Below are 12,389 nucleotides of genomic sequence, written 5' to 3'. Positions count from 1 at the left end.
AAAAAACCTGTATGAGCGCGACCATTGAAAAAGCGGCGTGGCCCATCGGGGCTTGCCCTGAACCTTCCGAGACGAAAAATGAGCATTCGTAACATCGCGATTATCGCGCACGTCGACCATGGGAAAACGACCCTTGTTGACGAGCTCCTGAAGCAGTCGGGCTCGTTCCGCGAAAACCAGCGCGTTGCCGAACGCGTCATGGACTCCAACGACATCGAAAAAGAACGCGGCATCACCATTCTCGCCAAGGCGACCTCGGTCGAGTGGAAGGGAACGCGCATCAACATCGTCGACACCCCCGGCCACGCCGACTTCGGCGGTGAAGTCGAGCGCATCCTGTCGATGGTGGACGGCGCCATCGTTCTCGTCGACGCTTCCGAAGGCCCGATGCCGCAGACGAAGTTCGTCGTCGGCAAGGCGCTGAAGGTCGGTCTGAAGCCGATCGTCGCGATCAACAAGATCGACCGCCCGGATGGTCGCCACGAAGAAGTCATCAACGAAGTCTTCGACCTCTTCGCCAACCTCGACGCTTCCGACGAGCAGCTCGACTTCCCGATCCTCTACGGTTCGGGTCGCGACGGCTGGATGAACGTCAACCCGGAAGGTCCGAAGGACCAGGGCATGGCGCCGCTGCTCGACCTGGTGCTCAAGCACGTGCCGGAGCCGACGGTTGCCGAAGGCCCGTTCCGCATGATCGGCACGATCCTTGAAGCCAACCCCTTCCTCGGCCGCATCATCACCGGCCGCGTCCATTCCGGCACGTTGAAGCCGAACCAGGCCGTCAAGGTTCTGGGTCAGGACGGCAAGCTGCTCGAAAATGGCCGCATCTCGAAGATCCTCGCTTTCCGCGGCATCGAGCGTCAGCCGATCGAGGAAGCGCATGCGGGCGACATCGTCGCCATCGCCGGCCTCACCAAGGGCACCGTCGCCGACACCTTCTGCGACCCGTCGGTCGCCGAAGCGCTGACCGCGCAGCCGATCGACCCGCCGACCGTCACCATGTCCTTCATCGTCAACGACTCGCCGCTCGCCGGCACCGAAGGCGACAAGGTTACGAGCCGCGTCATCCGCGATCGCCTGTTCAAGGAAGCCGAAGGCAACGTTGCGCTGAAGATCGAAGAATCCTCGGAAAAGGACTCCTTCTTCGTATCGGGCCGCGGCGAACTGCAGCTTGCGGTTCTGATCGAAACCATGCGCCGCGAAGGCTTCGAACTTGCCGTTTCGCGTCCGCGCGTCGTCATGCACAAGGATGACAACGGCCAGCTGCTCGAGCCGATCGAAGAAGTCGTCATCGACGTCGACGAAGAGCATTCGGGCGTCGTCGTGCAGAAGATGTCGGAGCGCAAGGCCGAAATGGTCGAGCTGCGTCCGTCCGGCGGCAACCGCGTCCGTCTGGTGTTCTTCGCTCCGACCCGCGGCCTCATCGGCTACCAGTCGGAACTTCTGACCGACACCCGCGGCACGGCGATCATGAACCGCCTGTTCCACGCCTACCAGCCCTACAAGGGTGAGATCGGTGGTCGCGTCAACGGCGTTCTCTTGTCGAACGACGCCGGTGAATCGGTTGCCTACGCGATGTTCAACCTGGAAGACCGTGGCCCGATGATCATCGACGCCGGCGAGAAGGTCTATGCCGGCATGATCATCGGCATCCACACCCGCGACAACGACCTCGAAGTGAACGTTCTCAAGGGCAAGAAGCTCACCAACATGCGCGCCGCCGGCAAGGACGAAGCTGTTCGCCTGACGCCGCCGATCCGCATGACGCTCGAGCGCGCGCTCTCGTGGATCCAGGACGACGAGCTCGTCGAAGTGACGCCGAAGTCGATCCGTCTGCGCAAGCTGCACCTCGACCCGAACGATCGCAAGCGCTTCGAAAAGGCCCGCACGGCCGGCGCTGCCTGATCGATCCTGACCGATCCCATAACTTTCAGAAAACCCCGGAGCGATCCGGGGTTTTTTGCTGTGTGTGCCACCGATGGGCGACTTGCGGATAAAGTTAAAAAGGCGTTAACCTTCCATTGGGTGCCGTTAAAGTTGCCTGTGGGTTAACGCAGGCAGGCATCCGGGCGGGATTCCTGTTCGCCTTGTGTGTGTTTAGAGTCGCGAGTCATGAAGACTGTTTCGATAGAGATTCGGCCCGGGGAGCCGCAGGAAGCGTCGGCAATTGCCGATGTGCACCGCGTTTCGTGGCTGCAGACCTATGGCGGTCTCATCCCCCATCGTCCGCTCGTTCAGATGGTCAATCGCCGCGACGAGACCTGGTGGCGCAAGGCGACCCGCGGGCCTGCCACGCTGCTCGTCGTCGACGTGGCCGGAACCATCGCCGGCTATGCAACGCTCGGCCTCAGCCGCGCCAAGGCGCTGCCGCAGGAAGGCGAGGTCTACGAGATCTACCTTCGGCCGGAATACCAGGGCATCGGCCTCGGGCGCATCCTCTTCGGCGAGGCCAAGAGCCTGCTGCGTTCGCTCGGCTGCCGTGGCCTCGTCGTCTGGTGCCTCGAGGACAGCGAGCATGCCTACCAGTTCTTCCAGGGTGCCGGCGGCACTGATATCGCCGAAGGCATGGAAGATTTCGGCGACAAGCACCTGAAGAAGGTCGGCTTCGCCTGGAACTAGGCGCGATGCCTTCGCAACACTGAAATCAAAGAGTTATTCAGGCAGTTGGTTGTTGGGGGCGGCCGCCTTGTCGCCCCGCGTGCCGTGATAGGCGGGCTTGTCGATGCCGCAGCGGAAGGTCGGTGCCACCTCGTCGGCGATCTTGCGGGCGAGCGCATTCGGATCGGGATTGGCAAGCGCATCGACGTAGGCGGCGACGCAGCCCTTGCCGTCATCCTTCTCGGCCACCTTGGAGATGACGAGCACTTGCCCTTGAAGTGCAGGAACCGAAGCGCCGGACGCGTCGGTGTTCTCGATGAACCAGCGCAGGATCGTCGCGACGGCCTTGCCATCCTTGGCAATCCGCCACTCCACGGTCGTGCCGGCGTGGTTGAACGGAATGAAACTCTCGAAAGCATCGTCGGCATAGCGTTGGTTCAGGTGACCGAACGAGACGCTCTGGCGGATGTCGGCTTCCTTGAAGCGGACGGGGTAGTCCGCATGACCGGGGCAGGTCATCAGCGCGTACATGCCCTCTTCTTCGGCGATCGTCTTGCACGTGTCGCGGCCTAGGTCGGTATAGACGCTCTCATTGGCCAAGACGGGGCCGGCGGACAAAAGCACCAGCGTCAGGCATGCAACCCTTCCGTTCATACGAAACTCCCTCAAACGCGATTGGCAGACCCTTGGCGATCGATCGACAGGCGCGAAACGACCGGTTGAATCTGCGCTACGGACGAAAGTTATGTTGCATCGCGGCATGTTTCCCTTTATCCGACGGGCAAACTTCTCAAACCGACCCTGGAGTAGATCCATGCGCATCGACGCGATTTCCATCGGAAAGAATCCACCAGAAGATGTCAACGTGATCGTTGAAGTTCCCGTCGGCGGCCATCCGATCAAGTACGAGATGGACAAGGAAGCCGGCACGCTGGTTGTCGACCGCTTCCTCTATACGCCGATGACCTATCCGGGCAACTACGGCTTCGTCCCGCACACGCTTTCGGACGACGGCGACCCGATCGACGTTCTGATCTGCAACACCCGTCCGCTGGTTCCGGGCTGCGTCATCAACGTGCGCCCGATCGGCGTGATGATGATGGAAGACAATTCCGGCAAGGACGAAAAGATCATTGCCGTTCCGTCGGCTCACCTGACGCAGCGCTACGACAAGGTGCACGAATACACCGACCTGCCGGAAATCACGCTGAAGCAGATCGAGCACTTCTTCGAGCACTACAAGGATCTGGAGCCCGGCAAGTGGGTAAAGATCTTCGGCTGGAAGGATGCTTCCGTCGCCAAGCAGCTGATCGCCGAAGCTGTCGAACGCGCCAAGGGCGCCAAGTAATCTTTTACTTGCCGACCAGCTCGGCAAGTTGCCTCATCAAATCCTCCGGGTCGCCCTCGATCCGGAGGATTTTTTTACGCTGCGTATCGCCTGAGATGAGGGAGAGCTTGCTCTTGGCAAGCCCGAGCTTCTTCGCGAGAAAGGCAACCAGCGCCTGGTTGGCCTTGCCTTTCTCCGGAACCGCGCTGACACGCACTTTCAGATGTGCTTCTCCATCGGCAGCCGCTTCCAGGCCATCAATGGCGTCGCGGCCGCCGTTCGGCGTCAGGCGCACCGTCAGGCGAACGTGGTCGCCGTGCGCGGTTACGGCCGGATTGGCCATCGTCAGCCGAGCAGGGCCGGCGCGATCGTGGTGTTGAGGAAGAGCTGGATGAAATAGAGGATCACCAGCACCACCAGCGGCGACAGGTCGACGCCACCCATGTCCGGCAGCACGCGGCGGATCGGACGGTAGAGCGGCTCGGTCAGCTGGTAGAGCGAACGGCCGATCATGTTGATCGCCTGGTTGTTCACGTTGATGACGTTGAACGCGTAGAGCCAGGAAAAGATGGCCGACGCGATGACCAGAAACCACGCGATGTTGATGATGAAGTTCAAGGTGCCGATAACAGCAAGCATGCCGGTCTCCAAATCGTTATTGACAGACATGTAGACATTGAGACCTAAACGAGCAAGTACGCCGGTTTATCGGGCGCGATCATGTTTAACGTGTGGCCGCTCGACAGTCGGTGCCGACGAAAGCGTGTCGCGATCCTTCAGATGCGCTGCCTGCCTTTTGAATATTGACGTTTCACTTATCGTTATCGCAAAACCGCGACCCAGTTTTGCGCGACCCGCTTCAGGAGCGACTTCCTCATGTCCGCCGTCCATGCCTCGCATCGTTTTGCCGCCTTTCGGCATGTCGGCTATCGTCGCTACTTCTTCTCGCGCTTCCTCGCCTATTTCGCGATCCAGATCATCTCTGTCGCCGTCGGCTGGCAGATCTATGATCTGACGCGCGATCCTTTCGATCTCGGCCTGATCGGTCTCTTCCAGTTTTTGCCGTCGCTGGTGTTGATCCTCGTCACCGGATCCGTGGCGGACCGCTACAACCGGCGCATGATCATGGGTGTCTGCATGATCGTCAGCACGCTTTGCGCGGCGGCGCTGCTCGCACTCACGGTCAGCGGGCTGTTTTCGCCCTGGCCGGTCTATGCGGTTCTCGTGGTCTTCGGCATCGAACGCGCGTTTCTTGCGCCGGCATCGCAATCGCTGGCGCCGAACCTCGTTCCACCGGAGGACCTACCCAACGCGATCGCCTGGAACTCCACCTCCTGGCAGACGGCGATGATCGTCGGCCCCGTCGCGGGCGGTCTCATCTATGCGCTCGGTGCGGTCTTTCCCTATGCCATCGGCTTCGGCTTCTTCCTCGCCTCCGCATTCATGGTCTTTGCCATTCCGAAGCCGGCGACGCGCACCGCGCCATCCGCCCAGAGCTGGGAAACGATCACCGCCGGCTTCCGCTACATCAAGGCGGAGAAGGTGGTGCTCGGTGCTATATCGCTCGACCTCTTTGCGGTGCTGCTTGGTGGCGCCGTGGCGCTGATGCCGGTCTTTGCCCGCGATATCCTCGACCTCGGCCCCTGGGGGCTCGGCCTGCTGCGGGCGGCACCCGGTATCGGTGCGGTCAGCATGGCCATCTGGCTGGCGGCCCACCCGATCCGCCACCGGGCCGGCTTCTACATGTTCGTCGGCGTGGCGCTCTTCGGCCTCGGCACCGTTATCTTCGGCCTTTCGGCAACCCCCTGGGTGTCGATTGCCGCCCTCGTCGTCATGGGCGCTGCCGACATGATCTCGGTCTATGTGCGCGAGACCCTGATCACGCTCTGGACGCCGGACGAGCTGCGCGGCCGCGTCAACGCGGTCAACATGGTCTTCATCGGCGCGTCGAACGAGCTGGGCGAATTCCGCGCCGGCATGATGGCGTCCGGTTTCGGCGGGGTCTTTGCCGTCGTCTTCGGCGGCATGGGCACGCTGCTCGTCTCAGGGCTTTGGGCGCTCGGCTTTCCGCAGTTGCGCAAGATCGACACGCTCGACGTGCCCGATCACCACAAGTAGACGGGTGGGGGGCGGACGGCGCGTTACGCGCTTTCCGCCTTTCGTTCATTGCGCAAGAAGATCAGTTCCAGGAAGTTTTCCATCCAGGTGCGCAGCGGCCCGTCGTGCTGCATGCGGCCGTCGAGATGGGCCTTGCCCACCTGGGCACCGGGCATCTCGAAGCGGTGCGCGCCGTGCACGACCCAGCGGTGCATCATGGCGCGGGTAAGCTCGCCGTGAAACTGGATGCCCCAGGCATTGTCACCGTAGCGGAAGGCCTGGTTGGGATAGGTGTCGCCGGTTGCGAGAAGCTCGGCGCCGGAAGGCAGGTCGAAGCCCTCGCGGTGGAAATGGTAGACCATGGCCGGCCAGTCCATCAGCGCCTTGCCCGCCTCGGTCGCAACCAACGGATACCAGCCGATTTCGGTCATGCCCTCGTGATGGGGGGCCACCGAGCCGCCGAGGTTGCGCGCCAGCATCTGCGCGCCGAGGCAGATGCCGAGATAGGGCTTGTTTTCCTTGAGCGGCACGGAAAGCCAATCGATCTCGCGGCGGACGAACTCTTCCTCGTCGTTGGCGCTCATTGGGCCGCCGAACACGATCGTGCCGCTGTGCCGTTCCAGCGTTTCCGGCAGGTCGTCACCAAGCGCCGGGCGACGGATGTCGAGCCCGAAACCCTTTTGTTCGAGTATCTGGCCGACGCGGCCGGCGCTCGATCGCTCCTGATGCAGGATGATCAGGACGGGTTTTCGCGCGCTGTCGTCGGGCATCGGCATTTCAGTTATCCTGTTGTGACTCGGCTTTCTCGACCGTGTCGCTTCTGGCCGCCGCCTCCTGGCGCTGCAGCACCCGGTCGCGACCGGAAACGCCGAGCAGATCGGCGATACGCCAGATCACGTGATCTTCCATCTCACTGCGCTCGCCGTCGGCATAGACGACGTCCCAGAGCATGCCCACGAGTTCGACGCGTTGCTCCTCGGAGAGGTGGCGCTTGAGTTCGGCGGTGAATTGATAGAAGTCGATCGCCTCGCTTTCGGCAGTCTCGCCGGCTTCGATCAAGGCGGAGAGCGAGGCATCGTCGAGCTTGTAGTGCTCCTTCACGACCTTGCGCATCTTGCGCCGCTCGGACGCGAGGATCCGGCCGTCGGCCTCCATCACCTGGAAACAGAGAGCGATGACCGCCACGCGCGGATCGCCATGCTCTATGCGCTTCGCCGGGCCGGTCAGGCCATCGAGAAACGTCCGTAAGCGTTCTAACATGTATTTTGCCACAGCCCCTTGAGAACTCAGAACAATCGGAAAGTCGTCTTTTCCGGCGCCTTCTCACCGGCGGCCGGATCGCGCACGCCGGGGTCATCCGGCGGACGGCCGAAGAAGGGATCGGGCATATGCTCGCCATTCGCGCCCTCTTCCTTTTCCGCCTTGACCGGAGGCTTGTCGGCGACCGGTTCCGGCGCCTTGCGCTCGGCGACCTTGATCGGCTGCGGCGCCGGACGCGGTTCCTCGCGCTCGGCCTCCAGGATCACGGGCGCCTCGCTGCGCCGGGCTGCGGGTGCCGGCTCGTGCACATGCGCCTCCACCACGGCGGGCAGGCTGCGGATCGCCTCGTCGGCATTCGACTGATCGTGGTCGACCGTGGCCGAAAGCATATGCGGCGGTGCCTTCCATTCGAAGGCGTCGAGACGGCCACTGACCGGCGAGACGGGCAGCCAGGTCGGCGAGGTCACGCCATCGGCGGTCCAGGCGGGATCGCGCGGGCTCTTCAGCGCCTGCGCCATCCAGTGACGGATGCGGCCCTCGTCGCCGGTGTCGGCCTCTTCGATGTCGGCAAGCAGCAGGAAGATGCTCTCGGTCGGGTCGAGCCGGGCGGCGGCTTCCGCCTTGGTGCGGGCCAGAAGCAGCTCGCGCGCTTCGAGTGCTGCCTCGGCGACGGCAGCCATCGCCACGGCATTGTTGGGCTTCAAGGCTTCGAGCTTGCGCGCCCGTTTCAACCGGTCGACCGCAGTGTCGCCGCCGCGGGCGCGCACGTAGAGCCGCGCCACATCAGGATGCGGTTCGTGCTTCCAGTTCTTCTCCAGGATCGAGGTGCCCTTGCGCAGGTTGTCCTCGCGAAACAGCGCCTTGGCGGCCGTCAGCGCCGCCGGCACCAGATGTTCGTCGAGCTTCAGCGCGGCAAGCGCGTCGTCGCGCGCCGCCTTCATGTCGCCGTCGAGCTTGCTGATGGCCCGGGCGGTCAAGAGCACCGCCTTCTTGCGGTCGGCCTCCTTGCGGTCGACCACATGGGCGACACGGCTCTGGTCGAGCAGGCGCAGCGCATCGTCCCACTGTCCCGCCTGGCTCTGGCTGTCGAGGGTCGCAAGGGCTGCCCAGGGCAGGTGCGGCGACTTTTCGGCAGCGCGCTCGGCATATTGCCGGGCGGCCTCATGGGCGCCGAGGCGTTTGGCTTCCAGATAGAGGCCGCGGAGCCCGAGTTCGCGCGTCTCCGGATCGTCGGCCATCAGCTCGAACTTGCGTCGGGCGTCGTCGTACTTGCCTTCGATCAGGGCTGTCTGGGCTTCGAGCAGGTGGATCAGCGGTTCCTGGTCGGCGCTGATCAGGCCGCGGGTGCGGGCAGTCATCTTGCGGGCAAGATTGGCGTCGCCGGCGCCGGCGGCGATCAGGCCGGTCGAAAGGGCCTGGTAGCCGCGGTCGCGCTTGCGGGCGCGGAAATAGCGGGTGACCGTGTGCGGCGAGAGCCAGATGGTGCGCACCAGCCAGACGACGATCAGCACTGCGGCAATCAGCGAGATCAGCAGCGATGCGGCACGCATCAGGCTCATCTCGATCAACTGGCCCTGCCAGACGACCGAGAGTTCACCCGGCCGGTCGGCGAGCCAGGCGAAGCCGAGGCCGAGACCAAGCACGATCAGGATGAAAATCAGAATGCGGATCATATCTGGTTCCCTCAGCCATCCGTGCCTGGTTTTGCCATCGTCGCAGCGACGGCGGCATCGATCGCGGCTTCGACCCGCAAACGCTGGTCGAGCTTGGCCTTGAACGCCTCGCCCACCGGCTTGGCCGCATCCGGCAGCCCATCCCATTCCAGAGCGGCACCCTTGAGGTCGCCATTGTTCAGCTTGTCCTCGATCCGGGCGATGATGGCTTCGGGTGTTTCGCCCTCGACGCTGCCGACGGGACGCACGCGGATGCCGGACATGGCGCTGGACACCAGCCGGTCGAAGATGCCCTCGTTCGGATCGGGCTGGTTGAGAGCGTCGAGCATGGCGTCGGCGGTTTTCGGGAATTCGCGGCGCAGATCCGTGCGGGTCGGCACGCCGACCTGGGCATCCTGGGCGAGCGCGGCGACGGCCTGTTCGTCCGGCGCGATGCTGCGCAGCGCGTCGAGTTCGGCGAGGAAGGGCCCGCCGCGATCGATCGCCGACTTCAGTGCGGTGACCGCAACGGCCTTCGCCATCTGGATATCGTTGACTGGCTCGTTGAGCTTCTGCTCGGCGGTCTCGATGCGGCTCGTCAGTTCCGCTTTCTCGGCGGTTGCCGCCTGCTGCGCGTCGGCGAGCGCCGTCTTCAGGCCTGCAAGCTCCTTGGTGAGATTGTCGACTTCCGCCTTCAGCGTCTCGACCTCGGCGCTGCGTGCGCCGTTTGTGGCCGGCTGGGAGGCGGACTGCTCGAGCGCGGCGATACGACCTTCGAGCGCGGTGTTGTCGACGACGGCTGCGGGCGTGGGCAGCGCCGCGATCTGGTCGCGCAGGGCTTGCAGCTCGCCGGAAATGTTCTGCTCGACGCCGCGGGTCGGCCCGAGCCCGGGGACGATGCCGGCATATTGCAGGCCGCCGAAGCCGAGCAGCGTCACGAGACCGCCGACGATGCCGGCCGCAAGCGCTCCAGAATTGGAGACCGGTTTGGGCCGTGGCGTCGGTTCCGGGTCACGCGTCACGACGTGCGGCGGTTCTTCGGCAAAGGCGGCCGCGGCCGCGTCGGCGGCGGCATCGGCGCGCTGCTCCTCGATTTCTTCGTCCAGGCGGGATCCGGCGGCGCTGTTGTCGCTGCTGTCCGTTACCGGTTCATCCGTCTCGGTCTTGTTCGATGCGCTTTCGGTCGCAGCATCTGCCAGCGTCTCGCCGGTTGCTTCCGGGCCGGCCGGTTCCGCAACGGTTTTCTCCGCTTCGAGGTCGATCGTCAGCGGTTCCTTCTCGGACTTCGAGCGGCGCGGCGGGTTTTCCGATACCATGGTGACCTCTTACCGTTGGTGCCTGTCGGCTCTTCCTTCAAACCTAGTCAGCCGGAACGGTGAGGGAAAGCCCCTCCGTTCCGTTTTTGGATGAATTCGATGTTAGAGAAGACTGAAAAGGCTGTCTTCATCGGGCTTTGCGGCGGTCTCTGCCACGACGTTACCCGGCAGCGCCTCGGCCACCACGGGGCTGAGGCAGAGGTAGCGCGGCGCAAAGGAAGCGGCATCGACACCGGCTTCGGAAAGCAGGCGAACGAACTGTCGCGCGGTCTCCCGCGAGTATAAAAGCACGGCGTCGGGACGGTTGCTTTGCCGCAGATCTTCGATCGCGGCGCGCGGATGGACGATCGGCTCCATGCGGTAGCACTCGACCGTCCGGTGCTCGATGCCGTTTTGCCTCAGGCCCATTTCCAGCCCTTCGGAGCGCGGCGTTCCTGCGAGATAGAGCAGGGGAAGCGGCGGCAGCGTGTCGATGGTCGCGCCGATCAGTTTCGCCAGGGACTGGCCGGTTCCCTCCGCTATGCGCAGATCGGTGAAGTCGAGCCCGGCTGCCGCCTGCGCCGTGGCCGCGCCGACGCAGAAGCACGGGGTCGCCAGATGTTGTGACAGGTCTGCATCGGACGAGACGAGCACCCGGATGGCTTCGGCGCTGGTGAGCACGATCGCCGCATGCGGCACTTCAAGCGCGGTGATGGCGGCGGCAGCAAGATGGGTTGCCTGCATCAAGGGCAGCAGGATCGGCCGGTGTCCGGCGGCCTCCAGCCGGCGTACCGTCGCCTCGGCGGCCGGAAGCGGCCGGGTGACGAGCACGCGCATGGCTTCAGGTCCAGCTTGCAAAGAAGCCGGGGCCGGCCTTGGTGCGGATCTCTTCGCCGGCCTTTTGCCCAAGCGCTTCGGCGTCGGTGGCCTTGCCCTCGATCGTGACCCGATGATGGGTCTGGCCGTCGGGCGTGAGGATCATGCCGGAAAAGCTGAGATGCGTGCCGTCCGAGGTGGCGAGACCGGCGATCGGCGTGCGGCACGAGCCGTCGAGCGTCGCGAGGAAACCACGCTCGCAGGCGACCGCCTCGTGGGTGCGCTGATCGTCGATGGCGGCGAGCAGGTCGTTGATGCGGCTGTCGCCGATGCGGCTCTCGATGCAGATCGCGCCTTGCGCGGGGGCCGGCGGGAAATCGTCGGGGTCGAGAAGTTCGGTCGGAACGTCGGTCATGCCGAGCCGCTTGAGGCCCGCATAGGCGAGCAGCGTCGCATCCACCTGGCCCTCGGCGAGCTTCCGCAGCCGCGTCTCCACCTGGCCGCGATAGGTGATGACATTGATATCCGGACGCAGCCGGCGGATCAGCGCCTGGCGGCGCAGCGACGATGAGCCGACGGTCACGCCCTGTGGCAGTTCCATCAGTTTTTTTGCCGTCCGGCCGATGAAGGCATCACGAATGTCCTCACGCGGCAGGAAGGCGGAAAGACAGAGCCCGTCAGGCAGTTTCGTCGGCATGTCCTTGGACGAATGCACGGCGAAATCGAGTTCGCCCGACAGCAATTGCTGCTCGATCTCTTCGGTGAACAGGCCCTTGCCGCCGATCTCGGCGAGCGAGCGGTCGGTGATCCGGTCACCCTTGGTCGAGAGGATGACGACCTCGAACATTTCCGGCGAAAGACCATGCGCCGCTGCGAGGCGATCGCGCGTTTCATGGGCTTGAGCGAGCGCCAGCGGGCTGCCGCGCGTGCCGATCCGGAAAGGTTTTGTTTGCATCAAAGGCTATCCATTGTTACCGGAGTTCCGTGTACCCACCTTTCGGTGCGACCGCAATCTTTGAGTAAACCCTGATGTCTCCGCCCCTGCGCATCCTCGGCATAGAAACAAGCTGCGACGAAACCGCTGCTTCCGTCATTTTGCGCGATTCCGACGGCAAGGGCCATATCCTCGGCGACGTGGTCTTAAGCCAGCTGGAAGAGCACAGCGCCTATGGCGGCGTGGTTCCGGAGATCGCCGCGCGCGCCCATGTGGAGGCGCTCGATACGCTGATCGAGGAAGCGCTCCTCCGCGCCGGTGTCACGCTTTCCGACATCGACGCCATTGCTGCGACAAGTGGTCCCGGTCTGATCGGCGGCCTGATCGTCGGGTTGATGACCGGCAAGGCG

At 63.9% G+C, this 12,389-nt stretch carries 13 protein-coding genes and 1 pseudogene; 5 read left to right on the top strand and 9 right to left on the bottom strand.

What is annotated here, in order from left to right:
- The first annotated feature begins 78 nt into the window (after positions 1-78).
- Together typA and L981_RS19765 are read left to right on the top strand one after the other, a co-directional pair.
- Positions 79-1,905 carry a translational GTPase TypA gene (gene typA, locus L981_RS19770; RefSeq protein WP_043619962.1) on the top strand — a complete coding sequence of 609 codons (1,827 nt, stop codon included), beginning with the start codon at positions 79-81 and terminating at the stop codon, positions 1,903-1,905.
- A gap of 207 nt (positions 1,906-2,112) precedes the next feature.
- The gene (locus tag L981_RS19765) at positions 2,113-2,619 is read left to right on the top strand and encodes a GNAT family N-acetyltransferase (protein WP_043619960.1); all 507 of its coding nucleotides are present in this window, start codon (positions 2,113-2,115) and stop codon (positions 2,617-2,619) included.
- Between the two features lie 33 nt (positions 2,620-2,652).
- On the opposite strand, the gene L981_RS19760 is transcribed toward L981_RS19765, so the two are convergent.
- Positions 2,653-3,252, bottom strand: a complete 600-nt coding sequence (locus tag L981_RS19760; RefSeq protein ID WP_043619958.1) for a hypothetical protein — start codon at positions 3,250-3,252, stop codon at positions 2,653-2,655.
- Between the two features lie 160 nt (positions 3,253-3,412).
- Here L981_RS19760 and ppa point away from each other — a divergent pair, with 160 nt between their 5' ends.
- A complete protein-coding gene (gene ppa, locus L981_RS19755) occupies positions 3,413-3,946 on the top strand; it encodes an inorganic diphosphatase (RefSeq protein WP_043619957.1) in 534 nt (177 codons plus the stop codon).
- Between the two features lie 4 nt (positions 3,947-3,950).
- Here the strand turns inward: ppa and L981_RS19750 are convergent, their stop codons facing one another.
- Entirely contained in the window at positions 3,951-4,268 is a 318-nt protein-coding gene (locus tag L981_RS19750; RefSeq protein WP_043619955.1) for a DUF167 domain-containing protein, read from the bottom strand.
- A 2-nt stretch (positions 4,269-4,270) separates the two neighbouring features.
- Positions 4,271-4,564 (bottom strand): YggT family protein, encoded by a 294-nt coding sequence (locus L981_RS19745; RefSeq protein WP_139108271.1) that lies wholly within the window; start codon positions 4,562-4,564, stop codon positions 4,271-4,273.
- A 237-nt stretch (positions 4,565-4,801) separates the two neighbouring features.
- On the opposite strand from L981_RS19745, the gene L981_RS19740 reads away from it, so the two are divergent.
- Entirely contained in the window at positions 4,802-6,043 is a 1,242-nt protein-coding gene (locus tag L981_RS19740) for an MFS transporter (protein ID WP_043619952.1), read from the top strand.
- Between the two features lie 23 nt (positions 6,044-6,066).
- Here L981_RS19740 and L981_RS19735 read toward each other — a convergent pair whose 3' ends face one another.
- The 6 genes from L981_RS19735 to hemC form a co-directional block, all read right to left on the bottom strand.
- Entirely contained in the window at positions 6,067-6,798 is a 732-nt protein-coding gene (locus tag L981_RS19735) for a glutamine amidotransferase (protein ID WP_371258898.1), read from the bottom strand.
- Between the two features lies 1 nt (position 6,799).
- A complete protein-coding gene (locus L981_RS19730; RefSeq protein WP_043619950.1) occupies positions 6,800-7,282 on the bottom strand; it encodes a TerB family tellurite resistance protein in 483 nt (160 codons plus the stop codon).
- 26 nt (positions 7,283-7,308) lie between these two features.
- Positions 7,309-8,955, bottom strand: coding sequence for a heme biosynthesis protein HemY (locus tag L981_RS19725; protein ID WP_043619949.1), 1,647 nt, complete (start codon positions 8,953-8,955; stop codon positions 7,309-7,311).
- A gap of 11 nt (positions 8,956-8,966) precedes the next feature.
- Complete coding sequence (locus tag L981_RS19720) at positions 8,967-10,250, bottom strand: mitofilin family membrane protein (protein WP_043619946.1); 1,284 nt, start codon at positions 10,248-10,250, stop codon at positions 8,967-8,969.
- Positions 10,251-10,352: 102 nt separating this feature from the next.
- Entirely contained in the window at positions 10,353-11,066 is a 714-nt protein-coding gene (locus L981_RS19715) for a uroporphyrinogen-III synthase (RefSeq protein ID WP_043619945.1), read from the bottom strand.
- Positions 11,067-11,070: 4 nt separating this feature from the next.
- Positions 11,071-12,000: a hydroxymethylbilane synthase gene (gene hemC, locus L981_RS19710; protein WP_043619941.1), complete on the bottom strand. Its 930-nt coding sequence runs from the start codon at positions 11,998-12,000 to the stop codon at positions 11,071-11,073.
- Positions 12,001-12,074: 74 nt separating this feature from the next.
- On the opposite strand from hemC, the pseudogene L981_RS19705 reads away from it, so the two are divergent.
- Positions 12,075-12,389: pseudogene (locus L981_RS19705) on the top strand (tRNA (adenosine(37)-N6)-threonylcarbamoyltransferase complex transferase subunit TsaD); the annotation flags it as partial.

It is taken from the genome of Ensifer sp. ZNC0028 (assembly GCF_000799055.1).
GTDB lineage: Bacteria > Pseudomonadota > Alphaproteobacteria > Rhizobiales > Rhizobiaceae > Ensifer.
This window is presented reverse-complemented; position numbering and strand designations above follow the sequence as displayed.